Genomic DNA, 23,745 nt, shown 5'->3' on the forward strand with positions numbered 1-23,745 from the left:
ACGCGAGCCGCTCCGGTCAGGCGTTTGCCGAATAGCCTTCAAGCTGGGTGAACAGTTGTTGGGCCAGACGGGCATTGTCGGCCGGGGCGTAGGTGAGCCAGCGGTTGCCGTCGCTGGAATCGCGCGTGCTGAGCAGGTAACGGCCGAGTTCGGTGTCGAACCACGCGAGCGAAGGCAGCGCCCGCTCGTGGCCGTTGCCGTCGCCCACGTATGGCGTGAACTGACCGACCGCCAGCCGCGGCTTCTCGAAGATCCGCTGCACGGCCCTGAGCTGCGGATTGTGCGTGCGCGGACCGCTGACCCCGGCGAACGGGTCGTACGCGTCGCCCCGGACCGGCTGCTTCGACGGCCGTGCGACAGTCACCGACTGACCCGGTGCGGCGGGCGTGAGCGGCAGCAGGTCGACGATCGCCGGGACGATGCCGGTCGGGCGGACCTCCTCGAAGGCGAACATCCCGTCCCGCTGGCAGACGAGCACCGCGAACTGGCCGTTGGACGCCACCCGCGCGAACAGCTGCTCGTCGCCCAGCTTCGCCGCCGCGGACACCGCAAGGCCGGGCCGCGCGAACGTGGCGAGCGCGATCTGGACGTCATCGTCGATGCTCCCGCGCCGCAGCAGGCCGCGGCGGTCAAGATCGCGGAAGACGGCGTCGCGCACCGCGGCGCGTTCCTCGCCGGTGATGCCGATGTGCGGCACCACGAACGGCACTGGCGCGCGGCCGAGTCCGAGTTCGGCCAGCAGGAGATCCACCGCTGCCGGTGACAGCGTCAACGTGTACGGCACGACCCACCCCTAAATCCGGTCTCTCCCGGCGAAACCGTAGTCCACTGCGCACTGTCGCGGCTATCGGCGCCGAGCCGCCACGGGCAGGCATCGGATTCCGTCCAGGAAGTAAGCGGTGCGGCGGTCATAGGCGTCCCGGGCAGGCCGTTCGCCGTGTTTGAGGGCGAGGGCGGTGTCGACGACGAACGCGTGCAGGTCGTCCGCCGTGAACTCCGGCCGCAGCGCCCCGGAGGCTCGCGCCGCCGCGACGAATTCCTCGTTGGCCTCGCCGCCGACCCGGCAGATCTCCATGAGCTGCGGCGAGTCCGGATAGGTCCGCAGCAGGACGTCGTTGACGGCGGGCTGGCGGTACTGGAGGTCGCGCAGCGCGGTGAGGTAGCAGGCGATCCGCTCGCCGGCGTCGGCGATGGTCCGCGTGTGGTCGATGACCGCGAACAGCTCCGTCGCGACGACCTCTTCGATGACCGCCTCGATCAGCCCGATCCGGCCGCCGAACCGGTTGAAGATCGTCGCCTTGCTGACTCCTGCCGCCTTGGCGACCTCCTCCAGCGGGACCGTCAGGCCCCGCCCCTGGAAGGCGTCGATCGCAGCGGTCCGGATCTGGTCGGAATTGCGCTTGGCGTCGGCACGCAGCCGGGGTTCCGCGGGCACCGCGTTCCTCCGTTCCCACCGTAAGTTGACTCCCTTGGTCAGCTTACCTACAGTCGGCACGAGAGAAGTTGACCCGGGTAGTCAACTTATGTCCGGGAGGAAAAATGATCGTTGTCACCGGCGCGACCGGCGGGCTGGGCAGTGCCACCGTCGAGCACCTCCTCAAGCGCGTACCCGCCGACCAGATCGGCGTCAGCGTCCGCGACACCGCCAAGGCGCAGCACTTCGCCGACGGCGGCGTCCGCGTGCGGCAAGGCTCCTCCGAGAACCCCGGAGACTCTTTCGCCGGTGCCGAGCAGGTCCTGCTGATTTCCGGGAATGACCCCGCCGCCGACCTGGTCAGCCTGCACCGACGCGCTATCGAAGCAGCCGTCGCGGCCGGTGCCCGGCGGATCGTCTACACGAGCCAGCACGGTGCTGCCCCGGACAATCCGTACCGCCCGTCGGACCTCCACCTTGCCACCGAGGCGATCCTCGGCAACTCCGGAGTCGCCTGGACCGCACTGCGCAACGGTGCCTACGGCCCGCTTGACCAGGTGCTCGGCCCATGGCAGCGGACCGGCCAGATCGCTCAGCCGGAGGACGGCCCTGTCCCGTACACCGACCGTGCGGACATCGCCGAGGCCACCGCGGCTCTCCTCGCCAGCGACCGCTCCCTCGACGGTCCGGTCACGCTCGCCGCTCCGGCCGCCGTCACGTTCGACGATTTCGCCAAAATCGCCTCCGACCTCACCGGCCGCACCATCAACCGCGTCGTCCTGGCCGACGAACAATGGGTGGCCGAACAGATCGCGAGCGGCGTCCCCGAGCAAGCGGCCCGGTTCATGCTCACCTGGTACCAGGCCACCCGGGCCGGCTTTTTCGCCGAATCAGGCCCGCTACTGGCCGAACTTCTCGGCCGCGAACCCCGCACCGTCGCCGACCGGCTCGCGGAAACCGTTTAGCCCGCTTCCGCTGTGAGCGGATCCGCTGTCGGCGAACCGCTCTTGCCGCCGATGATCACCCACTGCTGCCATGGCTTCATGGCAGATCCCAAACCAGCACTCGTCCTGCACCTGGCGACGGGCGGCGAACCGCTGATCTTCCCGCTGACCGCCGACAGTTCCTCCACTGTTGAGGAAAAACTCCCGGACCTCCTGAAACACGGTGGCGTCCACTCGCTGGAAACCCGTGACGGCAACACTGTTTCCGTGAATTTCGTCCACGTGGCAGCCGCTTATGTGGACGATCTGAGCCGAAAGGGCAAATTCGGCCTGTCCGTTTAACGACGGGCGAGGGCGAGCAGTCCGGCGCGGATCTCCGGTCTGCTCGCGGCCACAAGCAAAAACGTCGCCTCGCGCACTAGCCGTCCGGCGTGCGCTCCGGCCAGCACCGCGCGGCTGCCGGTCGCCACGGCGAGCGCGCCCGCGGACCGGTACGCCAGGTCGGCACCGGCAGCGCGGGCGGCCGGGAGGGTGGCCGGGTCGGCGAGACCAGCGTCGAGGCGGCGACGGATTTCGTCCTGCTCGAACCGCAACGCCGTCGCGGTTTCCTTCTCGCCGGCCGCCTCGAGCAAAATGGCGCACCGCTCGGCCAATCCGAGTGGCGCACACCCGTTGAGCCGCGCCGCGAACGTATTGCCCGCCACGAATTCGTCGTAGCTGATCTTGGCGAAAACCGATTCGTCGGGAATGAAGTGGTTGTCGAGCTTAAGCCGCACAGTCGCGGTGCCTTGCGCGGCCATGAGCGTCAACGGCTCAGCGACCAGACTGTGCCCAACGATCGGCGAAACCAGGGCATTGACGATCGTGTCACCGTCCCGTCCGGACAGTTGCAGCAGGTCGATCGCGTCCCAGCCGCTCACGAACGGCGCTTCGCCGTCGAACCGGTAGCCGCCGTCGACGCGCTGGACCCGCACTCGCGGCGGCGTCGGGATCACGCTCGCGTACGCGACGCCCGCGCGCAGCCGTCCGCTGATCAGGTCCGCCAGATACCGCTCGCGCAGGTCCACCCGGTCCGTCGCGGCCAGCCCGGCGACGAGACCGTGGTGCTGCAGCCAGGTGAACGCGGTGCTCAGGCACCCGCCAGCCAGCGCTTCGAGCACGCCGACCAGCTGCTCCAGCTCCACCCCGGAATCCGGCGCGGCGAGACCGTAGAAACCTTCCTCGGCGAGCGCGTCGAAATGCGCTCGCGGCACCACGCCCAGCCGGTCCACCTCGGCCGCCGCCGGAAACAACAGATCGTCGGCAAGAGCACGCGCGCGGGAAACGAGGTCGGCCATGAATTCCAAGCTACCGAAAAAGACAGAAAGGGCGCCCGCGCCGAAACGCGAGACGCCCTTCCCGGACAGCTCAGCCGATCAGAGCTCGTACAGCCGCTTCCAGTTCTCCCGCGAGGTAAGCTCCGGCATCGCGCGCTTGTACTGCTCCTGCACGCTCGCGCCTTCCTTGCGCAGCCGGTTGATCACCTTCGCGCCGCGCTTGGCCAGATCGAACATCTTGACCTTGTCGTAGGTGCGCACGCGCACGCCTTCCTGCGACGCGTCGGTGACCACGGCGGTGTCGAACAGCGCGATGTGCCACCAGTGCGCCTCGTCGACCGGCACCGCGCCCAGCCCGAAGCGGCTGCGGCCGAGCACCTTGTCGAGGATGCGCTTGATCAGCACGAGCCGCTGCATGCTCGGCCGCGGCGCGCTGTTGATGATGCCGATGTCGTTGGACGCGATGCCCGGCACGTCAGTGGCCTTGTGCCGCTTGGTCTCCGGGTACGCGTCGCGGATCCGGCGGATCTCCTTCATCGCCTCGACGCCGCCGTCGCGCAGGATTTCCGGGCCCTCCAGGAAGTCCTCGACCGCCTTGATCAGCGTCGCGGAAAGGCCGTACTGCATGCCGAGCAGGTAGCGCACCAGCTGCGCCATCAGCACGCGGGAAAGCAGGTTCAGGTTGAACGGCGAGTGCAGCGCTGCGGTGATGATCGAGTTGCGCAGGTTGAAGTACCGGTGCCACTCGTCCCAGTCCTTCCAGTGGAAGTCCGCGTGCCACACGCCCGCACCCGGCAGGGTCACCGTGGGGAAGCCGTATTCGCGGGCCCGGTAGGAGTACTCCGCGTCGTCCCACTGGAAGAAGAACGGCAGCGGGTAGCCGATGGCCTTGACGACCTCGTACGGGATCAGGCACGACCACCAGCCGTTGTACCCGGCGTCGAGGCGGCGTTCCTGGCGGTTCGGGTTGCCGTCCTCGTCGACGCCGAGCAGGTCGGCGGTGGACAGCGAGTGCTGCACCGGCTGTCCCGGCTCCAGCGTGTTCAGCCGGGCGTACTCGGCCCCGACGTGCAGCTGGTTGGGGTGCAGCAGGTTGAGCATCTGGCCGCCGACGATGATCGGGTTGGCCGAGCGGTTGGAGAACGCCGTCACGCGCACGACGAGGTCCGGCTCGAGCAGCACGTCGTCGTCCATGAACAGCACGTTCGCGTGCTCGGTGGCGGTGTGCCCGGCCACCTCGTACAGGCCGCGGGTGAAGCCGCCCGCGCCGCCGAGGTTCGGCTGCTTGATGTAGTGCAGCTTCTCGCCGAGGTCCTTCGCGACCTGCTCGAAGCCCTCGCGCGATTCGACCAGGTCGGTGCCCTGGTCGGCGACGTAGATGGCGTCGAGGGTGTCGAGCGAGGACACGTCGGCGGCGAGCGCCTGGAGGTTTTTCAGGCAGTCGTCGGCGCGGTTCATCGTGCAGATAGTGACCGCGGTGGGGCGGATCGACTCCGGCGCGTCGACAGTCCAGCGGACCTGCTCGACCCGCAGCGTCTGACCGCCCTCGGTCTCGAGGTCGAGCCACAGCGCGCCGCCGTCGTAGAACTTGTCCAGCTTGCCCGTCAGCTCGATCTTGGCGTTCTTCGCGCCGGACACCTGCTGGGCGTCGACTACGCGCGGGTCGCCGAGCATGTCGGAAGCACCGAGCGACAGCAGCCCGTCGCCGGTGACGACGGCTTCAAGCTTCACCTCGGTGGCCGTGGTCCAGCGCTGCCAGTAGCTCGCCGGGAAGCGGCCGAAGTAGGTGTTGCCGGTCACCTTCGCGGACGGCTCCAGCACGACGCTGCCGCGCTCGCGCTGGGCGTTGCCCTGCACGACCTCGGCGTACATGTCCTTGCTGACGATCGGAGCCGGCCCGGCGTACAGCCCGCGCTGGGCCGTGAGCCTGCCTTCGGGGGCGTGTTCGGCGAACCGCGTCTGGCCTGCGGGGGCCGCCTCCGCGACCGGGGCTGCTTTACCGGGCATCGAACTCAGTTCTCCTTTACCGGCCGTACACGGAACACGACCCACTTGAGCATCACGAAATTGATCACAGTTGCCGTTGCCTGGGACACCACCCAGGCCAGCGTGGCCTTCCACCCCGACTCCGGCAGCACGTGCAGCATGAGCTGGTTCACGCCGACGGCGACGAAGAAGGTGACTGCGTACAGCAGAACGAAGCTGCCGACCTGGGCGTTCCCGTCGCGCCGCCCGTCGGCGAACGTGAAGCGCCGGTTCAGGAAGAACGCGGTCGTCGTGCCGACGACGAAACTGATCGCGCGCGCGACGTCCACCCACGGGGTGGCGTCCATGCCGACCGCTCGCAGCAGCGAGTACGTGCCCAGGTCGAGCAGGGCGCAGAAGCCGCCGATCACCCCGAACCGGATCAGCTGGCCGAGCAGCCCGGGGCCCGCGGGCACCGGCTGCGCTTGGTCACTCTGCGGTTCTGTAGCCACCACTTGGAATACCTTCTCGGCCTATTGCGTCAGTGTCCGTATTACCCACTTCGACGCTCGGACGCTTGTGCCTTGATGCGCAAAGTGTAGAAGCGGGCACTTCAGGGTCACGTTCCGGGCGGTGTTCGGCGTGGCTACCCTGGTCCGCGTGACCCAAGCACCGCAGACACAGCGCCGCACGCTCACCGGCTGGGGCCGCACCGCCGGGACCGTCGCCGACGTGCTGAGCACGCGCGACGTCGACGCGATCGCCCGCGCCGTCGCCTCCGCAGGCCCGCGCGGGGTCATCGCTCGCGGGCTCGGCCGGTCCTACGGCGACCCGGCGCAGAACGCGGGCGGCCTGGTCGTCGACATGACCGTGCTCGACCGCATCCACTCGATCGACCCGGACTCCGGCCTCGTCGACCTCGACGCCGGCGTCAGCCTCGACAAGCTGATGCGCGAGGCGCTGCCGTACGGCCTGTGGGTCCCGGTCCTGCCGGGCACCCGGCAGGTGACGATCGGCGGCGCGATCGCCAACGACATCCACGGCAAGAACCACCACTCGGCGGGCAGCTTCGGCAACCACGTCGTGTCGATGGACCTGCTGACCGCCGACGGATCCGTGCGCACGCTCACCCCGGAGGGCCCGGATTCGGAGCTGTTCTGGGCGACCGTGGCGGGAATCGGGCTCACCGGGATCATCGTCCGCGCGACCGTGCGGATGAAGAAGACGGAAACGGCGTACTTCTACGTGGACGCCGACCGCACCTCGAACCTCGACGAGACCCTCGGGCTCTTCACCGATGGTTCGGACCTCAACTACGACTACTCGATGTCGGTGCCGGACTTGATCTCGTCCGACAGCCGCCTCGGCCGCGCCACGTTCTCCCGCGGTTCGCTCGCGAAGCTCGACCAGCTGCCGCCGAAGCTGCGCAGCAACCCGTTGAAGTTCGACGCGCCGCAGCTGCTGACGCTGCCCGACGTGTTCCCCAACGGGCTCGGCAACAAGCTCACCTTCGGCTTGATCAACGAGCTGTGGCAGAAGACGGTGCCCAAGAAGGGCGCGCGCGGCAAGATCCAGAACCTCACGCAGTTCTACCACCCCCTCGACATGCTGAGCGAGTGGAACCGCGCGTACGGCAGCAAGGGCTTCCTGCAGTACCAGTTCTCCGTGCCGTTCGGCGCGGAGGACCAGCTCAAGGGCATCTGCCGGGCCATCTCGCGGTCTGGGCACTACTCGTTCCTGAACGTGTTCAAGCGGATGGGCGACTCGAACCCGGCTCCGATGTCCTGGCCGTCGCCGGGCTGGATGCTGAGCGTCGACTTCCCGATCAAGAACGGGCTCAGCCGGTTCTGCGAGGAAATGGACGAGATGGTCCTGGACGCGAACGGCCGCCTCTACACCGCGAAGGACTCGCGCACCTCGCCCGAGACGTTCGCGAAGATGTACCCGCGGCTGGAGGAGTGGCGCAAGGTGCGCGCTTCCGTTGACCCCGAAGGCGTTTTCGCCTCTGACATGAGCCGGAGGCTCGCACTGTGATCGACGCGGTCGGTAACCCCCAGTCCCTGCTGCTGCTCGGCGGCACGTCCGACATCGCGCTGGCGATCGCGGAGAAGTACCTCGCGGAGAAGCCGCTGCGGGTCGTGCTGGCCGCTCGTCCTTCGCCGCGGCTGGAGGAAGCCGCGCAGCGCTTGAAGGATCGCGGCGCCGAAGTGTCCACTGTGGCCTTTGACGCCAGCGACCTGGCGTCGCACCCGAAGGTGCTGGACGAGGCGTTCGCCGGTGGCGACATCGACGTCACGGTGGTCGCGTTCGGCCTGCTCGGCGAGGCTGAGGAGCTGTGGCAGGACCACGGCAAGGCGGTCGAGCTGGCGACGGTCAACTACACGGCCGCGGTGTCGGTCGGCGTCGCGCTGTCGGAGAAGCTCAAGACGCAGGGCCACGGCAAGATCATCGCGCTGTCGTCGGTGGCGGGCGAGCGGGTCCGCCGGTCGAACTTCGTGTACGGCTCGAGCAAGGCCGGTTTCGACGGCTTCTACCTCGGTCTCGGCGAGGCGCTCGCGCCGCACGGCGTGCAGGTGACCGTCGTCCGGTCGGGCCAGGTCAAGACCAAGATGACCGCCGGGATGAAGGACGCTCCGCTGACCCGGACCGCCGAGCAGGTCGCCGACGTCGCGGTCGAGGCCGCGCGCAAGGGCAAGGACCTCGTGTGGTCGCCGTCGGAGTTCCGGCTGGTGATGTCGATCCTGCGGCACGTGCCGCGGCCGATCTTCCGCAAGCTCCCGGTCTGACGTTTTCCCGGCCCGGCCTCCACCGAACGGTGGATGCCGGGCTGACCGGCTCGACGATGCCCTGAGGTCCCCGGTGCGCCGAAACTCGGGGCATGGGGAACGAACTCCGCTCGTCGCTGGCCGCGCTGCTGCTCGACCTCGGCGCGCCAGTCGGCGGCTACTACCTGCTTCGCGCCTTCGACGTCCCGCCGGTGTGGGCGCTGCTGCTGAGCGGTCTGCCGCCCGCGCTGCGCGTGCTGTACACGCTGGTCACCCGGCGTCGGGCGGACGGGATCGGCCTGCTCGTCCTGATGTTCCTGGCCATTGGCCTGGCCACCACGCTGATGACCGGCGACGCCCGGCTGATGCTCGTACGCGGAGCCTGGTTCAGCACGCTGGCGGGCGTCTGGCTGCTCACCAGCCTGGTCATCGGCCAGTACCCGACGACCTATCAGGCCGCCCGCGCTCTGCTGCCTGGCCGTGGCTCCCGTCTGGACGCGGCGTGGGAGACTCGGCCGTCGTTCCGCCGGGTGTGGCGAACGCTGACCGTGGCGTGGGGCGTCGGCAGCCTTGTCCACAGTGGACTGAGCATTGGGATGGCGTACACGCTGCCGGTCGACGATGTTCCGGGTCTCGACGCCGGACTGTCGATCGCGTTTTTCGTCGGACTGCAGGTGATCACGCAGATTTTGCTGCTGCGCGAAGGGACTCTGCGTCAGGTGCTTCGAACATCCACAGTGGACTGACTGGCGTCCGACGGCGGCCGCAGCCCGTCCACCAGCCGGGCCGGGTTCACCCCGAGCCCGTCGGCGAACTTGAGCAGGTTGTGCAGATTGATGTTGCGCAGCCCGCGTTCGACCTGGCTCACGAACGTCCAGTGCACTCCGGCCAGTTCGGCGAGTTGTTCCTGGCTCAGCCCCGCTTCGGTACGGAATTCGCGCACGCGTTCGCCCATGGCGCGCGTCGCGTCGGAGATCGGAGGCTTGGCCATCGTCGGTTAATCACACACGTCTACCGCCGCCAAGGCCAGAGCAGGAATGATCAGAACATTTATGCCTATAGCGTCTGCGTCTTGCCGGAGTGGGTTTTTCCGATAACCGCTACCTGTTCTCAATTGCAGACACCAACACCACGCGGGTGATCAATCGGCTACCGTGCTCATCGGCAGCCGATTGCGAAAACCAGGGCCGGGGAGGGCGCAGGTGCAGGAGGACGTCGAGCAGACGGTGACCCTGCCCGTCGAAGCACTTTCGGCCGTCTGGGACATGCTTGACCTCGGCGAACAGCATCCGATGCTGCGCGCGAACCGAGTCTGGGTCAAAACCGGGGCACACCGCGAACTGCACGCCGCCACCATCAAGCTCCTCGCACAACTCGGCCTCGCGAACAATACGGCCCCGTCCGCGCATTTACGCGCCACCCTGCACGTCCTCGCCGATGCCGAACGCGAGTATTTCGCCTGGTCGGCATTGCGCGGCGGAATCCAGCGGACCGTCATCGCCGCACAGCGAGAACAAACCGCGATTCTGGTATCCGCGCAGGACGGCCTGGTCGAAATCCAGCCAATCGCACCCACTCGTCTAGCCACGACGCTTTTCGGCACGCTCCCGCAAATCCCCGGCGCACCCGTGCGCTCAGTCTCGGTAGCGTCCGCGTCCGACTCGGCCCCAGACCCCTTCGACGAGACCAACAGCCACGAATACCTCGCCGCGACCCTGAACCAGCCCGCGGCGGCCACCCACCACCTCTACGCCGCGCGACGCACCGACGGCCGCCACCGCACCGGCGGCCCGATCCTCGCCGCCGACCTGGAATCGGGCCGGATCCTCACCTACCCGACAACCGACGGCCGCACCGAACTCATTTCCGGAACCCCGCGAGCGATCGTGAAGATCCTGAACGACACCTTCGCCGCCCTTTAACCCAGCACGACCGGGCAATGCGGATTCGGCGTCTCGGCCAATCCGATCATCGCTTCCAGCCGCTCGCGGGTGCGTTCGAGACCGGAGAGGTATTCGTCCAGCCGGGCTTTCTCCGCACGCAACCTGGCGACCGGCGACCTGACCGCGATTTGGCGGGAAATGGAGATCCTCGCGGATGCGGACAGCGCGACGGCGAAAGCCGCGCTGTCCGCATCCGACGGTGCTGTACCCGGCGCTGCGGGGCCAGTAAGGCAATGATTCTGCGCGAAAGGCTCGATCGAAGCCCTTCGCTCAGTTGCCGTTGCCGAACCCGGGCCCGTTGTTCCCGTTCCCGCCGTTCCCACCGTTCTGGCCGTTCGGGCCACGGTGGTGCGGGCCAGGACCGCCGTCCTGGAAGCGCTGGTGCTGACTCATCCCAGGACGGCCGGGATGGTGCGTCGAGGCCATGACACCACCGACGATGCCACCGCCGACGACCAAGCCCAGGACACCGACCGCGACCAGCTGGGTGGCCCGGTGGGCGACGAACCGGCGGAAGCCGCTCTGCTTCGGCGGCGGCAGGGGCATGCCCCACGGGCCGGGTTGCGCGAAATGGCCGGGCTGAGCCGGCTGCTGGGCGGCCGGACCGGCCTGCTGACCCGCTTGTTCCGAGGAAGGAGCGGGCTGGCCCAGCTGGTTGGTCTGCTCAGCGGGCGGCACTGGCTCGGTCTCCCCCGGCTGATCAGCCGAAGCAGCGGCCGAACCCTCGCCGGAGAGGTCCCCGACCTGGCCGAACTGCTCGGTCGGCTGCTGCCCGGCGGGCTCGCCGGGCGAGGGGTTCTTGTCGTCGTTCATCGTCGGTCCTCCGGGCTGAGCGGGTGGGAGACGGGGTGTCCCGGCTCCCACCCCTGAGGATGACCGTCGATGCTGTGCGGAAGCTGGATGCCAGCTGTTTAAATCCGCGCGCCGTTCACAGGTAGAACGACAGGAACAGGGTCACGACCCAGGTCGCGCCGAGCACCTGCAGCACGCGGTCCTTCAAGGCGATCTCGTCGGGCGCGCCGGCGTTGCCGCCGTCCACGTCGACCGCGTAGCGGAGCACCGCGATGACGAACGGGACCATCGAGACGACCGCCCACACCGAGTTGTGCTCGGCCTGGCGGATCTCGAACGCCCACAGGCAGTAGGACATGATCAGGATCGCCGCGGACGTCGCCCACACGAACCGCAGGTAGCTCGCCGAGTACTTCTTGAGCGAGGACCGGATCTTCGCGCCGGTGCGCTCGAACAGCATGATCTCCGCGTACCGCTTGCCCGCCACCATGAACAGCGAGCCGAACGCGGTGACCAGCAGGAACCACTGCGACATCGCGATGCCGCCCGCGACACCGCCCGCCACCGAGCGCATCAGGAAGCCCGAGCCGACGATCGCCAGGTCCACCACCGGCTGGTGCTTGAGGCCGAAGCAGTAGCCGAGCTGCACGGCCTCGTAGACCGCCAGCACGATCGCCAGCCGCCAGTCCGCCGCGAACGATACGGCGAGACCGGCCAGGAAGAACACCACGGCCGAGGCGTAGGCCACCGGGACCGGGACGATGCCCGCCGCGATCGGGCGGTTGCGCTTCGTCGGGTGGGCCCGGTCGGCCTCGACGTCGACGGCGTCGTTGATCAGGTAGACCGACGAGGCGGTGAGCGAGAACGCCACGAACGCGATCAACGCGTCGATGACCAGCTCGGTCCGGTTCGTGGCCTTCGAGAAGGCGAAGAACGGCGCCGCGAAGACGAGGACGTTCTTCACCCACTGCTTCGGCCGCGCGGTCTTGATCACCCCGAGCACGAGACCCACCGGGCTCGGGCTGGAGGTCGGGGCCGGGGTCGGGGTCGCGGAAACCGGAGCCGGAGCTTCGGTTTCCTCGGCCACGTCGGCCGTTTCGGTCTTCTCGGCAGCCGATTCCTTCGCTTGCGCGGATTCGGCCGTACCGGACGCGTTTTCGGTTCGCTCGTCGGTCGTTTCGCTCATCGCTTTTTGGTCAGCTTCCGTCGGATCAGACCGCCGACGACGCCTCCCAGGGCGGCTCCGGCCAGAACGTCTGTCGGATAGTGAACGCCGAGCAGCAGCCTCGAGGCGAGCATCGGCGGTACCAGGGCGGGGACCAGGTTACGCCCGGTCAATCCGGAGTAGAGCACCGCCGCCGCTGTCGTCGACGTCGCGTGCGACGACGGGAAGCTCAGCTTGCTCGGCGTGCCGACCAGAACCTCCACGCTGGGATGGTCCGGACGACGCCGCCGGACGACGCGTTTCACGGCGATCGACGCGGCGTGCGCGCCCACCACTCCGGCCGACGCGACCAGCCAGTCCTTGCGCCGGTCGCGGTCCACCGCCGCTCCGAGCAAGCCCAGCGCGAACCATCCCGCGCTGTGCTCCCCGAACAGCGACATTCCCCGCGCGACCTGCACCGTGCCGGGCTTCTTCAGCACCTTCTGGGTGCTGGAGAGCACGGCCACCTCACCGCGCGGGGTGTCCCTCTCAAGCATCGATCGTCCCGTCCAGGGGCGCGCCCTCGGTGAAATGCGGAGCGATCTTGTTGTCGAACATCGAGAGCGCCGACCCGATCGCCATGTGCATGTCGAGGTACTTGTACGTGCCGAGCCGCCCGCCGAAGAGCACGTTCTTCTCGCGCGCCTCTGCCTTCGCCAGCTCGCGGTAGCTCTCGAGCTTCTCGCGGTTCTCCGCGGTGTTGATCGGGTAGTACGGCTCGTCGTCTTCCTTCGCGAACCGCGAGTACTCGCGGAAGATGACGGTCTTGTCCTTCGGGTAGTCCCGCTCCGGGTGGAAGTGGCGGAACTCGATGATCCGGGTGTAGTCCACGTCGGCGTCGTTGTAGTTGACGACCGAGGTGCCCTGGTAGTCGCCGGTCTGCGCGACCTCGGACTCGAAGTCGACGGTGCGCCAGGTGAACCGGCCCGCCGAGTAGTCGAAGTAGCGGTCGAGCGGACCGGTGTAGACGGTCGGGGTGCCCGCCGGGATCAGCTCGCGCACGTCGAAGTAGTCGATGTTCAGCCGAATCTCGATGTTCTCGTGCTCGGCCATCTTCTCGAGCCACGCGGTGTAGCCGTTGACCGGCAGACCCTCGTAGGTGTCGTTGAAGTACCGGTTGTCGAAGGTGTAGCGGACCGGCAGGCGGGTGATGATGTTCGCGCCGAGGTTCTTCGGGTCGTTCTCCCACTGCTTCGCGGTGTAGTCGCGAATGAACGCCTCGTAGAGGGGACGGCCAATCAGTGAGATCGCCTTCTCCTCGAGGTTCTGCGCGTCCTCGGTCCGGAACTCCGCGGCCTGCTTCGCGATCAGCTCGCGCGCCTCGTCCGGCGTGTGCGATTTGCCGAAGAACTGGTTGATGAGGCCGAGGTTCATCGGCAGCGGGTAGACCTGCCCGTCGTGCTTGCCGAAGACCCGGTGCTGGTACCCGGTGAACTCGGTGAAGCGGTTGACGTAGTCCCACACCCGCTTGTTGGACGTGTGGAACAGGTGCGCGCCGTAGCGGTGCACCTCGATGCCCGTTTCGGGCTCGACCTCGGAGTAGGCGTTGCCCCCGAGGTGGTGGCGGCGCTCGAGGACCAGGACCTTCTTGCCCAGCTCGGCCGCGGCCCGTTCGGCGATGGTCAGGCCGAAGAAACCGGACCCGACGACGACGAGGTCGTAACCGCGAAAGTCGTCTTCAGTAATCTTGGCGGAGTTCGTGTGCTCGCTCACGGGCGCTCAGGGTACGCAGTCGCGCGACCGCTGCCCGAACCGACCTCGGCATCCCGCCAGGTTTTACCGGCACTACACACGTGAGAAGCATGCCTGCACCAGACACCTTCTGGACCTATCTCGGCGCGGTCGCCACGTACCTGGCCGTGCTGGCAGCCCCGGGCGGCCTCATCGGCCGGGCCGCGGGAGTGCGCGGGTGGGCCCTCGCCGGGCTCGCGCCGCTGCTCAGCTATGCCGTCACCGGCCTGGCTGGGCCCTGGTTGTCGGCTGTCGGTCTTCCCTACAACGTCTTCACCGCCGCGGCCTGCACCCTGCTGCTAGCGGGGGTCGCGTGGGGGATCCGACGGCTTTGCCTCGTCCGCGGCTGGATCAAACCGGGCGCGGAGGAGCCTCCGGTCGCCTGGAGCACGCGCGCGCAGTGGTCGGTCGCCGCGTGTGTCGTCGTGGCGACGGCGCTGTCGATCGCCGTTGTGCTGTCCGCGCGCGGCGGGACGACGGCGGTCTTCCAGCGCTGGGACACCGTCTTCCACGCGAACGGCATCCGCTACATCGCCGACACCGGCGACGGCTCGCTGGTCGGCATGGGCAAGATCAACTGGTATCCGGACGGCTCGTTCTATCCGAATGGCTACCACCTGGTCGGCGCGCTGGTGTACCAGATCTCCGGCACGAGCATCCCGGTCACGCTGAACGCCATCACCATGCCGGTCGCGGGCATCTTCGCCCTGTCGATGGTCGCCCTGGTCCGCCAGATGGGCGGCCGTGCCGTCTTCGCGGGCTGCACGGCTCTCATCGCCGCTGCGGCGACTACCGGCGCGTACGAGTCGGTTTCAAGCGGCTTGCTGCCGTACGCGCTGGGCATCGTTCTCACGCCGCTGACGGTGGTGGCGCTGCAACGCTTCCTCGTACGCCCAGGCGTCGACACCGGCCTGGTGTTCGCACTGACGGCGGACGGTCTGCTTGTCGCGCACTCGAGCGCGCTATTCGGCGGCGTCCTCTTCGCGGCGCCGCTGGTGCTGCAGCGCTGGTATCGGTCGCTTCGCCGGCTACAGGTGGACGGTGTGCCCGAGGGGCGCAGCGGGTGGCGCGTGATCGGCGGCGACATCGTGCGCACAGTGCCGGTCATGGTGTTCGCGGTCGTGTTCGCCGCGCCGCAGATCCTTGGCGCCATCAGCTTCACCTCCGGCGCGTACCCGTACCAGCCGTGGAATTCGGACCTGCCGGTCCTGTCCGCGCTGAACATGCTCGGCACGTTCCAGCAGGTGCTGCACAAGCCACAACTGTGGCTCACCGTGCTGCTCGTGGTCGGCGTGCTGAGCTTCCGCTCGCTCGGCAGGCTGCGCTGGCTGATCATCTCCGCGATCGGATTGTCCGGGCTGTTCGTGCTGGTCACCTGCTACGGAGCCTCGCCGCTGGTGATCTCGCTGTCGCGGCCGTGGTGGAACGACCGGTTCCGCCTGATGGCGCTGGCCGCGATCCCGCTGTGCCTGCTCGCCGGGCACGGCATGGCGGAGCTGCAGCGCTGGATCGCGCGGGTGATCCGCTCGATCAGCTGGGCACAGGAGCGGCCACAGGTGATCTCCCGGCTCGGGATCGCGGCCGCGGCGGTCGTCGTGGCCGTGACCGCGGTGCTGACCGGCGGTTTCTACCGCACCGCGAACGCCACCGCGGTGTCGTTCCTGTACTACAACGGGCCGGAGGGCGAGGTCACGCCGCCGGTCAGCCCGGACGAAATCGCGGCCATGGACTTCCTGGGCCGGATGCACATCCCGTCCGACGAGAAGGTGCTGAACGACCGGCTGGACGGCACCGCGTGGATGTACGCGCTGACCGGCGTCCACCCGGTCGCGGGCCATTACGACGGCGGCGGCCCCGTTTCGCCGGACGCGACTTACCTGTCGCTGCACTTCCGCGACTACGACCTCGACGCCCGCGTGCGCGAGGCGGTACAGCGGCTGAAGGTGCGCCACGTGCTGGTGGGCAGCGGGTCGATCGCCAAGGACGCACCAATCGCCCCCGGCCTGCGCGACCTCCGGGGCAGCGATTTCCTGCGCCTCGTGTACGACAACCCCGGCGCGCAGATCTACACGATCATCAAGTGACGTCCGGGACCGCGGCCGCCCAGCCGCGGTCCCGGAACCGTCACTCGGCCTTGAGACCCGGCAGCACTTCTTCCACGACCTTCTCCAGCACCGATTCGTGCCCCTCGTACGGCCCGCTCGAACGCGGCCAGTGCGCGATGACGTCGGTGAAGCCCAGCTCCCGGGCACGTTCGGTGGCCTCGCGGAACGCCGCGACGCTGCTGAGCGAGAACACCGGCGCCGCATCCAGGCTCAGGTGCCGCTGGATGCCCGCCGGTTCGCGGCCGGCCGCTTCGAGCCGCTGGTCGAACGTGCGGACCAGCTCTTCGATGCCGGTCCACCATTCGTCGAGGGTGTCCCCGCCGCGGCCAGTGGTGACCCAGCCCGCGCCGAACCGCGCGGCCAGCGTCATGGTGCGCGGGCCGTTGGCCGCGACCAAAAACGGCAGCCGAGGGCGCTGCACCGTGCCGGGCAGGTTCCGCGCGCCGCGCGCGGAGTAGTACTCGCCGGAGAAGTCGAAGTTGTCGGTCATCAGCAGCCCGTCGAGAGCCTCGACGAACTCGGTGAAGCGGTCGACCCGCTGCCGCGCGGTCAGCTCCGGCGCGGCGAGCACCTGCGCGTCGTACCGCGAACTGTCCACGCCCGCGCCGACGCCCAGCACGAACCGCCCGTCGGACACGTCGTCCAGGGTGATCAGCTCGCGCGCGAACGGCACCGGGTGCCGCGCGACCGGCGAGGCGACGAAGGTGCCCAGCCGGATCGTGGAGGTGACCATGGCGGCCGCGGTGAGGGTGGGCACGGCGGAAAACCACGGCCCGTCGACCAGCGATCGCCAGCCGAGATGGTCGTAGGTCCACGCGTGGTCGAAGCCGTACTCCTCGGCCGCGCGCCATTTGGGTTCGGCCGCCCACCAGCGGTCTTCAGGAAGAATTACGATGCCTGCTCGCACGAGGCCGACCGTAACGTCCGGCACTGACATTCGCTCGAACGGGCGGCGACCGGGAGAATGGGACGCGTGGAGAAACCCCGGTTGATCGCGTCCGATGTCGACGGCACCCTGCTCGGCCCCAGCGAACAAGTGACGCCGCGCACAGTGTCGGTCGTACAGCGCGTACTGGCCGACGACGTGCCGTTCGTGCTGTGCACCGGCCGTCCGCCGCGCTGGATCGCGCCGATCGCCGGGCCGCTCGGCCTGACCGGCTACGCGGTGTGCGCCAACGGAGCCGTGCTGCTCGACATCGGCACCGATTCGGTGGTCGCCGTGCACGGTGAACTCGAGCCGAAACTGCTGCACGACCTGGCCTCCGCGCTCGACAAGGCGCTGCCCGGCTGCCGGCTGGCCGCGGAACGGATCGGCACCGGATCGGTGGACCGCGAACTGCGCAATTTCGTGATCGAGCCGGAGTACCACAACCCGTGGGGCGACGAGAAGACCTGGATCGCGCCGCGCGCCGAGGTGCTCGGCAAAACCGCGATCAAGCTGCTGGTCAGCCGCCGCGGAATGACGTCGGAGGAAATGGCCGAAGCGGTGAGCGCGGTGCTCGACGGCGCGGTGGACGTCACGTACTCGTCCTCGGGCGGGCTGATCGAACTGTCCGCGCACGGCGTGACGAAGGCGACCGGCCTCGCGGACATCGCCGAACGCTTCGACGTGCCCCAGTCGTCGGTGATCGCTTTCGGCGACATGCCCAACGACGTCGAGATGCTGCAGTGGGCCGGGCACGGTGTCGCGATGGCCAACGGGCACCCGGCCGTGCTGGCGGTGGCGGACGAGGTGACTGGACCGGCCGCGGAGGACGGCGTCGCGCAAGTGCTGGAGCGCTGGTTCTAACCGCTCACGAGCGGCGGTCGAGCTCGGCGGCTTCCTCCGGCGTCGGCGCGCTGCCGCCCAGGTGCGCGGGCAGCCACCAGCGCTCTGCGTCGCTTTCCGGGGCCTCCGGGTACTCCGCCTGCGCCTTCTCCAGCAGCTCCGACATCCGGGCGCGCAGGTCCGCCGTCAGCGCTTCGCACGAGTCCTCCGGGCCGGGGCGCATCGGCTCGCCGATCACCACGGAAATCGGCACGTGCCTGCGGGTGAGGTCCTTCGGACGGCCCTTCGTCCACAGCCGCTGCGTGCCCCACAGCGCCATCGGGACCACCGGCACGCCCGCCTCGGCGGCCATCCGGACCGCGCCGGTCTTGATGTCCTTCACGGTGAACGACTGGCTGATCGTGGCCTCCGGGAAAACGCCGACGACCTCGCCCGCGCGCAGCCGCGCCACGGCCTCGTCGTACGACGCCTGCCCGGCGGCGCGGTCCACCGGGATGTGGTGCATGCCGCGCATCAGCGGACCGGCGACGCGATTGCTGAAGATCTCCTGTTTGGCCATGAACCGCACCAGCCGCTTCGCCGGGCGGGCGCCGAGGCCGCAGTAGATGAAGTCCAGGTAGCTGACGTGCGTGCAGGCGAGCACCGCACCACCGCGGGCGGGCACGTGCTCGGCTCCGGTCACCCGGAGGCGGTTGTCGAGCAGCCGGAACATCAGCCGCGCGGCAACCAGGACGGGCGGGTACACGAAGTCAGCCATGCGACCAAGGCTACGGGACCGTAGGTTTCCCGCCGGTAGGTCGCGCGGGTCGGCTCCGCCACACTTCAGGGACAGGACACGTAGTGGAAGTCCGGGGCGCGGTCGAGTTCGCCGACGAGGCGACTGGCGTCGTCGGCGCGCGGGTAGACCGAGATCCAGAGCTGAGTCCCGGTGCGCCGGAAGGTCGCTACGCGGTACCAGGCAGGCAGGTCGTCGGCACAATCCTGGCGGCTGGCGTACCCCGACCGGCCGGGCACGGCGAGCGTCGACCGTTCCGCGTCCAGCCCGACCACCAGCACCTTCGAGCCCGCGCGGCTCGCCAGCAGGCCCGGCGCCCCGGCGCTCACGACGGACCCGGGCGGCAGGTAGCGGGCGAGCCAGTCGCCGACCTCGGCCAGTTGCGCGCCCTGCGTGTTCCAGGCCCGCACGCGCTCCAGCACCTCGGGGCTGAACACCGAGACCGCCACCGCGACCCCGGTGAGCGCCGCGGTAGCCGCTGGAACCGCCCGGGAAACCGCTCGCGGCCGCGGTGCTGGAGTTAGGACACCGCATCCCGCCACCGCGACGACCGCCAGCAATGGCGGCACCGGCACGAGCAGCCGCCACGAAAGTCCCGGATCCTCTTCGAAGACCAACACGAGCACGGTGTGGCCGACGGCGAGCGCCAGCAACAACCACAACGCCGACCGGGCCTCCGCCGCGCGCCCCCGCGCCGCCACCAGTCCCGCCACGACCGCGGCGGGCACGAGAAAACCTAAGTGCGCCAAGGCGAAGCCGCCAAGATACGGCCAATCCGGCCCGGACAGCAGAGTCGCGTCCGGCGCGAACCGGTCGTAATAGGTGACGCGCCAAGCCGTCCACGGCACCAGGAACACCAGCGCGCCCAGCACAAAACCGACCGGCGCCCACCAGGTATGCCGCCCGCGCACGGCTGCGAAGACGAGCCAGACCGCGCCGACGACCGCGAGCACCAGTCCTTCCGGCCGCGTCATCACCGCACTGGCCCCGAGCACGCCAGCGACCAATGGCCGACCCGCGACCAAGGCATATGCGACGCAGAGCACCAGCAACGCGAACATCGGCAGCTCAGTACCCGAAAGCCCGTACACCGCGAGCCCGTTCGCGCCAGCGGTCAGCAAGGCCGCCGCGACCCCAATCGCCCGCCGGGGCTCGACCTCGTCCGGCAACGCGAGCGCGGCAATGCGATTGGCGAGGAAATACGCCATCAACACGCACCCCAGCGCTGCCACGCTGCTCAAAACGACAGCCGCGTCCGGCACTTCCGCTCCGAATGCCCCGCGTGGCAATGCGATCACTACAAGCCAGAGGAAATTCGCGTACGTCTCGCTGCGGTCACCGGTGTTGAATACCGGACCAATTCCGTCGGCGATGTTCTGCGCGTACCGGAAACTGACGTACGCGTCCTCGGTCGCGGTGGCGAACAACAGCTGATGCAGCAGCGAAAACCCGAGAACGAGAAGAAGAACCGCGACCCGCCACCGCCGGTCCCGCCCCATCCGCCGCCAAGCGGCGACGACCAGCGCGGCCAGCGCCAGCCATCCCCCCACGACCGCGTAAACCACGCGCCCCCAGCCTCCCGCGCCCCTCACCCGTCCGGCCGACCCCTGGCGGACCGTTCCTCACCAGTTCCAGTCAAGCGCGCGGCCGCGTTCCGCCGACATCAGCCGATCGGGTGTATGTCAGGGTCAGCTCGGCACTGCGTGTGGCACGGTCGTCCCGCTATCCCGGCTGCACGCCCCCTGATCGGCCCAGGCATAGTTTGATACGTGCTTGCCGTGTGCGTTGCTGTCGTCGTGATCGCTCTTCCCGGGCTGCTGACCGGTCTCGCCCTGGGACTGCGCGGGTGGACCCTCGCCGGCCTCGCACCGCTGCTGAGCTACGCGATCGGCGGCCTGACCGGCCCCTGGGCCGCAGCCATGGGCCTGCCGTTCAACACCCTCACGTACGCGATCGCGACCGTGCTTTTCGCGGGCGTCGCGTTCGGTGTCCGCCGGCTCACCGTCCGGCGCTGGCCGCACGAACCGGCCCCGAAGCTGTGGGATCTGCGCGGGCACCTCGCGATCGGCGCCTGCCTGGTGATCGCCGCCGTCGCCGGCATCTACGCGATGGTCCGCGGGCTCGGCACGATCGACGCCCTGCCGCAGGGATTCGACGCCGTCTACCACGGCAACGCGGTCCGCTACCTCGCGGACACCGGCGACGGCAGCCTGTTCGGCACCGGCACGGTCAACTGGTACGGCGATGCCGCGCCGGTGTTCTACCCGAACGCGTACCACCTGCTCACGGCCTTGACCTACAACATCAGCGGAGCCAGCATCCCGGCCGCGCTCGACGCGAACACGCTGCTGCTGCCGCTCCTGCTGCCGCTGACGCTGATCGCGCTGGTGCGGGAATTCCGAGGGCGAGCCGTCCTGGCCGGCGCGGTGGCGCTGACCGCGGTCGCCCCGGTTTTCGGACTGTACGAGTCGATGACCGGCGGGCAACTGCTGCCGTTCGCTCTCGGCAACGCGCTGACTCCGCTCGCCGCCGTCGCGCTGAACCGCTATCTGAACCGGGTCGCGCCGGACACCGGGCTCCTCCTGGTCCTGACCGCCGTCGGGCTGCTGTGCGTCCATTCGTCCACCTTGTTCGGCGGAATTCTGTTCGCGGGGCCGCTGCTGATCCAGCGGTGGCTGCGGAACTGGCGGCAGATCGGCCGCGACCTGCTCGCCCTGCTGCCGATCGCCGTGGTGTCGGTGCTCGCCGCGTGGCTGCAGCTGTTCGGCGCGCTCGGACTCGCGGCCAGCAACGTGCCGTACGGGGGCTGGCCGAGCGAATACCGTTCTTACGAATCGATCGGGGCCCTGCTCAGTTTCCAGCACAAGCTGGAGGCGTATCCGCAGCTGTGGCTCACCGTCGCGCTCTTCCTCGGCATCCTTTTCCTCGGGCGAGCCGGGCAGTTGCGCTGGATCGGCGTGTCGGCAGCGCTGACCGGCGCGTTCTACGTCGTGGTGTCCTCGGACGATTCGCGCCTGGTGATGGCGGTTTCGCGGCCGTGGTGGGACGACCCGTGGCGGCTGATGTCCTTGGCCTCGCTGGCGTTGTCCGTGCTCGCCGCGATCGGCCTCGCCGAAACGCAGGGCTGGATCCGCGATCACGTGGAGTGGATCCGCACCCGCTTCGCCGCCCGAGCCGCGCTCGCGGCAGTGGTGCTGCTCGGCTTCGTGGTGATGAGCAAGGGCCTGTACGCCAAGCCCAACGGCGACATCGTGCACACCGGCTACCACCAGCCGGACCCGGAAACCCAGCGAGTCACGCCGTATGAGCAGACGGCGATCGAAGAACTGGGCAAACTCGTCAAGCCCGGCGAGTGGGTCATGAACGACCGCAGCGACGGGAGCGCCTGGACCTACGCCCTCACCGGAATCCGGACCGTAGCCGCGCACTTCGACCCGATGCTCCCGCCGACCAACGCCCAGTACCTCGCCCTGCACTTCCGCGAGTACGAGACGGACCCGAAGGTCCGCGAGATCGTGCGGAAGATGAACATTCACTGGCTGATTCTCGGCAAACCGGAGGTCGGCGCGAAGTACTCGATCGGCCTGCGCGGGCTCGATGCCGGTGCACCGTTCCTGAAAGAGGTCTTCCGCAATCAGGATTCGGTGATTTACCAGCTGAATCGATAAGAGAATCGTTGGCGAGCCCGTCTAGCGGCCAGAAGGTAGACGTCCTTCCGATTGTTCGATGCAACGACCACGTGGTTCCGCTTGACGATCACCCCGGAAGCGGACGGCACGCGGCTCCCCGGCGGCCAGCAGGTCGACGCGGGCTGGTACCGGTACTCCGCGAACACCGACACCTGGCTGCCGGTAGGCACCAACGGCACCAGCGTCGGCTCCGGTTGGAACCTCGATATCCACGCCACCGCCGCGCCGGACTCGTGCAAGCTCGTTCCGTGAGCGGAACCCGGCTGAAAACCGAGGAGGCCGCCCGAACCCGGGCGGCCTCCTCGGACAATCAGAAACTCAGGCGGCGTCGGCCGGAACCGGGCGACGGGCCGCCATTTTCGCGGCCAGTGCGGCGAAGCCTGCCGTGAGCAGGTCCGCCACGGTGAACATCACTCGCGACGCCACCGCGAACGCCGTTGCCTGGCCGACTGTCAGGCCGCTCGCGGTGAGGACCGCGACCTGCGCGACCTCTCGGACGCCGACCCCGCTGGGCAGGATGAAAGCGAAGGTGCCGACCGTCATCGCGACGGCCATCGCGCCCACGCACAGGACGAAACCGTTGAAGCCCGGCGCGCCGACCGAGTTCGCCAGCAGCCACAGGTGCACGCCCTGCAGCGCCCACGCACCGGTGGAGGCGCCGAACGCCTTGACCACCACGCCCCAGCCCAGCGGCTCGGCGAGCGGCGGGCGGCGCAGGATCTTCAAGACCAGGGACGTGCCCCAGGACAGGATGCGCGGGTGCAGCAGCGCGAGACCGACCGGGATCAGCACGAACAGCCACATCGCCCGCGGGCTGTTGCTGAACACCGCCGGAGCCGCGAGCAGCGACACGACCAGCGCGGACACCACGCTCACACCCAGCTGGATCAGCGAGCCGGTGAAGATCCGGGCCCTCGCCAGGCCCGCCTTGCGGCCCAGTTCCATCTGCAGCAGGTACGCCCACACCGAACCCGGCACGTACTTGCCGAGCGAGCCGACCAGGCAGATCTGCGCACCGCGGGCGTAACCGATCGGCTTGCCGAGGTGGTCAACCAGGACCTGCCAGCCCCAGGTGGACACCAGGATCGACAGGACCAGCGCCACCAGGCTCAGCGCCGACGACTGCCAGGCGACGTCCGCCAGCGTGTGCCAGAACTCGTTCCAGTTGGACGCCAGGCTCTTCGCCGCGAAACCGATCACCAAGAGGATGGCGACCCAGCGCACGACGTCGAGCACCCGCGCCTTGGTGGACTTGCGGGTTTTTCCGGTGGTCGCGGCGTCCTCAGTGGACGCGGCGTCGTCCCCCGGCGTCTCCGTACGAACGGTCGTCACTG

At 68.8% G+C, this 23,745-nt stretch carries 25 protein-coding genes; 10 read left to right on the forward strand and 15 right to left on the reverse strand.

The annotated features are described in order from the left end of the window. Positions 1 to 16 precede the first annotated feature (16 nt). Positions 17 to 784, reverse strand: a complete 768-nt coding sequence (locus ACZ63D_RS14420; RefSeq protein ID WP_465354781.1) for an ESX secretion-associated protein EspG — start codon at positions 782 to 784, stop codon at positions 17 to 19. Between the two features lie 60 nt (positions 785 to 844). Further along, the gene (locus ACZ63D_RS14425) at positions 845 to 1,435 is read right to left on the reverse strand and encodes a TetR/AcrR family transcriptional regulator (RefSeq protein WP_465354782.1); all 591 of its coding nucleotides are present in this window, start codon (positions 1,433 to 1,435) and stop codon (positions 845 to 847) included. A gap of 104 nt (positions 1,436 to 1,539) precedes the next feature. On the opposite strand from ACZ63D_RS14425, the gene ACZ63D_RS14430 reads away from it, so the two are divergent. Both ACZ63D_RS14430 and ACZ63D_RS14435 read left to right on the forward strand, forming a co-directional pair. After that, positions 1,540 to 2,379, forward strand: coding sequence for an NAD(P)H-binding protein (locus ACZ63D_RS14430; RefSeq protein ID WP_465354783.1), 840 nt, complete (start codon positions 1,540 to 1,542; stop codon positions 2,377 to 2,379). 78 nt (positions 2,380 to 2,457) lie between these two features. Beyond that, positions 2,458 to 2,700, forward strand: coding sequence for a hypothetical protein (locus ACZ63D_RS14435; protein WP_465354784.1), 243 nt, complete (start codon positions 2,458 to 2,460; stop codon positions 2,698 to 2,700). On the opposite strand, the gene ACZ63D_RS14440 is transcribed toward ACZ63D_RS14435, so the two are convergent. The 3 genes from ACZ63D_RS14440 to ACZ63D_RS14450 all read right to left on the reverse strand — a co-directional run bounded on the left by ACZ63D_RS14440 (position 2,697) and on the right by ACZ63D_RS14450 (position 6,154). Then, complete coding sequence (locus ACZ63D_RS14440; protein WP_465354785.1) at positions 2,697 to 3,695, reverse strand: acyl-CoA dehydrogenase family protein; 999 nt, start codon at positions 3,693 to 3,695, stop codon at positions 2,697 to 2,699. The genes ACZ63D_RS14435 and ACZ63D_RS14440 overlap by 4 nt on opposite strands. 78 nt (positions 3,696 to 3,773) lie before the next feature. Next, positions 3,774 to 5,681, reverse strand: a complete 1,908-nt coding sequence (locus tag ACZ63D_RS14445) for a glycosyltransferase (RefSeq protein ID WP_465354786.1) — start codon at positions 5,679 to 5,681, stop codon at positions 3,774 to 3,776. A gap of 5 nt (positions 5,682 to 5,686) precedes the next feature. Beyond that, positions 5,687 to 6,154, reverse strand: coding sequence for a GtrA family protein (locus ACZ63D_RS14450; RefSeq protein ID WP_465354787.1), 468 nt, complete (start codon positions 6,152 to 6,154; stop codon positions 5,687 to 5,689). Positions 6,155 to 6,299: 145 nt separating this feature from the next. Between ACZ63D_RS14450 and ACZ63D_RS14455 the strand changes: the two genes are divergently transcribed. From ACZ63D_RS14455 to ACZ63D_RS14465, 3 genes are all read left to right on the forward strand, one after another. Then, positions 6,300 to 7,673 (forward strand): FAD-binding protein, encoded by a 1,374-nt coding sequence (locus tag ACZ63D_RS14455; RefSeq protein WP_465354788.1) that lies wholly within the window; start codon positions 6,300 to 6,302, stop codon positions 7,671 to 7,673. Continuing rightward, entirely contained in the window at positions 7,670 to 8,425 is a 756-nt protein-coding gene (locus ACZ63D_RS14460) for a decaprenylphospho-beta-D-erythro-pentofuranosid-2-ulose 2-reductase (protein WP_465354789.1), read from the forward strand. The genes ACZ63D_RS14455 and ACZ63D_RS14460 overlap by 4 nt, the downstream gene beginning before the upstream one ends. 92 nt (positions 8,426 to 8,517) lie before the next feature. Next, entirely contained in the window at positions 8,518 to 9,150 is a 633-nt protein-coding gene (locus tag ACZ63D_RS14465; protein ID WP_465354790.1) for a VC0807 family protein, read from the forward strand. Here the strand turns inward: ACZ63D_RS14465 and ACZ63D_RS14470 are convergent. Next, positions 9,120 to 9,395: a helix-turn-helix domain-containing protein gene (locus ACZ63D_RS14470; RefSeq protein ID WP_465354791.1), complete on the reverse strand. Its 276-nt coding sequence runs from the start codon at positions 9,393 to 9,395 to the stop codon at positions 9,120 to 9,122. The genes ACZ63D_RS14465 and ACZ63D_RS14470 overlap by 31 nt on opposite strands. Positions 9,396 to 9,606: 211 nt before the next feature. On the opposite strand from ACZ63D_RS14470, the gene ACZ63D_RS14475 reads away from it, so the two are divergent. Next, a complete protein-coding gene (locus tag ACZ63D_RS14475; protein ID WP_465354792.1) occupies positions 9,607 to 10,326 on the forward strand; it encodes an ESX secretion-associated protein EspG in 720 nt (239 codons plus the stop codon). Here the strand turns inward: ACZ63D_RS14475 and ACZ63D_RS14480 are convergent. The 5 genes from ACZ63D_RS14480 to glf all read right to left on the reverse strand — a co-directional run bounded on the left by ACZ63D_RS14480 (position 10,323) and on the right by glf (position 14,056). Next, positions 10,323 to 10,448 (reverse strand): hypothetical protein, encoded by a 126-nt coding sequence (locus ACZ63D_RS14480; protein WP_465354793.1) that lies wholly within the window; start codon positions 10,446 to 10,448, stop codon positions 10,323 to 10,325. The two genes, ACZ63D_RS14475 and ACZ63D_RS14480, sit on opposite strands and share 4 nt — an antisense overlap. Before the next feature lie 169 nt (positions 10,449 to 10,617). Then, complete coding sequence (locus ACZ63D_RS14485) at positions 10,618 to 11,160, reverse strand: hypothetical protein (protein ID WP_465354794.1); 543 nt, start codon at positions 11,158 to 11,160, stop codon at positions 10,618 to 10,620. A 115-nt stretch (positions 11,161 to 11,275) separates the two neighbouring features. Next, positions 11,276 to 12,325 (reverse strand): decaprenyl-phosphate phosphoribosyltransferase, encoded by a 1,050-nt coding sequence (locus ACZ63D_RS14490; protein ID WP_465354795.1) that lies wholly within the window; start codon positions 12,323 to 12,325, stop codon positions 11,276 to 11,278. Then, complete coding sequence (locus ACZ63D_RS14495; RefSeq protein ID WP_465354796.1) at positions 12,322 to 12,840, reverse strand: phosphatase PAP2 family protein; 519 nt, start codon at positions 12,838 to 12,840, stop codon at positions 12,322 to 12,324. The genes ACZ63D_RS14490 and ACZ63D_RS14495 overlap by 4 nt, the downstream gene beginning before the upstream one ends. Beyond that, the gene (gene glf / locus ACZ63D_RS14500; protein ID WP_465354797.1) at positions 12,833 to 14,056 is read right to left on the reverse strand and encodes a UDP-galactopyranose mutase; all 1,224 of its coding nucleotides are present in this window, start codon (positions 14,054 to 14,056) and stop codon (positions 12,833 to 12,835) included. The genes ACZ63D_RS14495 and glf overlap by 8 nt, the downstream gene beginning before the upstream one ends. Positions 14,057 to 14,145: 89 nt before the next feature. Between glf and ACZ63D_RS14505 the strand changes: the two genes are divergently transcribed. After that, complete coding sequence (locus tag ACZ63D_RS14505) at positions 14,146 to 16,158, forward strand: DUF6541 family protein (protein WP_465354798.1); 2,013 nt, start codon at positions 14,146 to 14,148, stop codon at positions 16,156 to 16,158. 40 nt (positions 16,159 to 16,198) lie between these two features. Here the strand turns inward: ACZ63D_RS14505 and ACZ63D_RS14510 are convergent, their stop codons facing one another. Further along, complete coding sequence (locus ACZ63D_RS14510) at positions 16,199 to 17,086, reverse strand: LLM class flavin-dependent oxidoreductase (RefSeq protein ID WP_465354799.1); 888 nt, start codon at positions 17,084 to 17,086, stop codon at positions 16,199 to 16,201. Between the two features lie 57 nt (positions 17,087 to 17,143). Here ACZ63D_RS14510 and ACZ63D_RS14515 point away from each other — a divergent pair, with 57 nt between their 5' ends. Continuing rightward, complete coding sequence (locus ACZ63D_RS14515) at positions 17,144 to 17,968, forward strand: HAD family hydrolase (RefSeq protein ID WP_465354800.1); 825 nt, start codon at positions 17,144 to 17,146, stop codon at positions 17,966 to 17,968. Positions 17,969 to 17,972: 4 nt separating this feature from the next. On the opposite strand, the gene ACZ63D_RS14520 is transcribed toward ACZ63D_RS14515, so the two are convergent. Next, a complete protein-coding gene (locus ACZ63D_RS14520) occupies positions 17,973 to 18,704 on the reverse strand; it encodes a lysophospholipid acyltransferase family protein (RefSeq protein WP_465354801.1) in 732 nt (243 codons plus the stop codon). 65 nt (positions 18,705 to 18,769) lie between these two features. After that, positions 18,770 to 20,287, reverse strand: a complete 1,518-nt coding sequence (locus tag ACZ63D_RS14525; protein ID WP_465354802.1) for a hypothetical protein — start codon at positions 20,285 to 20,287, stop codon at positions 18,770 to 18,772. Between the two features lie 204 nt (positions 20,288 to 20,491). Here ACZ63D_RS14525 and ACZ63D_RS14530 point away from each other — a divergent pair, with 204 nt between their 5' ends. Continuing rightward, positions 20,492 to 22,390 (forward strand): DUF6541 family protein, encoded by a 1,899-nt coding sequence (locus ACZ63D_RS14530; protein ID WP_465354803.1) that lies wholly within the window; start codon positions 20,492 to 20,494, stop codon positions 22,388 to 22,390. Positions 22,391 to 22,471: 81 nt separating this feature from the next. After that, a complete protein-coding gene (locus ACZ63D_RS14535; protein WP_465354804.1) occupies positions 22,472 to 22,663 on the forward strand; it encodes a hypothetical protein in 192 nt (63 codons plus the stop codon). A 66-nt stretch (positions 22,664 to 22,729) separates the two neighbouring features. Here the strand turns inward: ACZ63D_RS14535 and ACZ63D_RS14540 are convergent, their stop codons facing one another. Continuing rightward, positions 22,730 to 23,743: a lysylphosphatidylglycerol synthase transmembrane domain-containing protein gene (locus ACZ63D_RS14540; protein ID WP_465354805.1), complete on the reverse strand. Its 1,014-nt coding sequence runs from the start codon at positions 23,741 to 23,743 to the stop codon at positions 22,730 to 22,732. Positions 23,744 to 23,745: the final 2 nt, after the last annotated feature.

Source organism: Amycolatopsis sp. NPDC104775, assembly GCF_055583325.1.

What these genes read in the sequence shown, in the direction of transcription:
- ACZ63D_RS14430 (WP_465354783.1), top strand. Translation starts at nt 1,540, where the DNA reads ATGATCGTTGTCACCGGCGCGACCGGCGGGCTGGGCAGTGCCACCGTC.
- ACZ63D_RS14435 (WP_465354784.1), top strand. Translation starts at nt 2,458, where the DNA reads ATGGCAGATCCCAAACCAGCACTCGTCCTGCACCTGGCGACGGGCGGC.
- ACZ63D_RS14440 (WP_465354785.1), bottom strand. Translation starts at nt 3,695, where the DNA reads ATGGCCGACCTCGTTTCCCGCGCGCGTGCTCTTGCCGACGATCTGTTG.
- ACZ63D_RS14445 (WP_465354786.1), bottom strand. Translation starts at nt 5,681, where the DNA reads ATGCCCGGTAAAGCAGCCCCGGTCGCGGAGGCGGCCCCCGCAGGCCAG.
- ACZ63D_RS14465 (WP_465354790.1), top strand. Translation starts at nt 8,518, where the DNA reads ATGGGGAACGAACTCCGCTCGTCGCTGGCCGCGCTGCTGCTCGACCTC.
- ACZ63D_RS14470 (WP_465354791.1), bottom strand. Translation starts at nt 9,395, where the DNA reads ATGGCCAAGCCTCCGATCTCCGACGCGACGCGCGCCATGGGCGAACGC.
- ACZ63D_RS14485 (WP_465354794.1), bottom strand. Translation starts at nt 11,160, where the DNA reads ATGAACGACGACAAGAACCCCTCGCCCGGCGAGCCCGCCGGGCAGCAG.
- ACZ63D_RS14490 (WP_465354795.1), bottom strand. Translation starts at nt 12,325, where the DNA reads ATGAGCGAAACGACCGACGAGCGAACCGAAAACGCGTCCGGTACGGCC.
- ACZ63D_RS14495 (WP_465354796.1), bottom strand. Translation starts at nt 12,840, where the DNA reads ATGCTTGAGAGGGACACCCCGCGCGGTGAGGTGGCCGTGCTCTCCAGC.
- ACZ63D_RS14505 (WP_465354798.1), top strand. Translation starts at nt 14,146, where the DNA reads ATGCCTGCACCAGACACCTTCTGGACCTATCTCGGCGCGGTCGCCACG.
- ACZ63D_RS14515 (WP_465354800.1), top strand. Translation starts at nt 17,144, where the DNA reads ATGGGACGCGTGGAGAAACCCCGGTTGATCGCGTCCGATGTCGACGGC.
- ACZ63D_RS14520 (WP_465354801.1), bottom strand. Translation starts at nt 18,704, where the DNA reads ATGGCTGACTTCGTGTACCCGCCCGTCCTGGTTGCCGCGCGGCTGATG.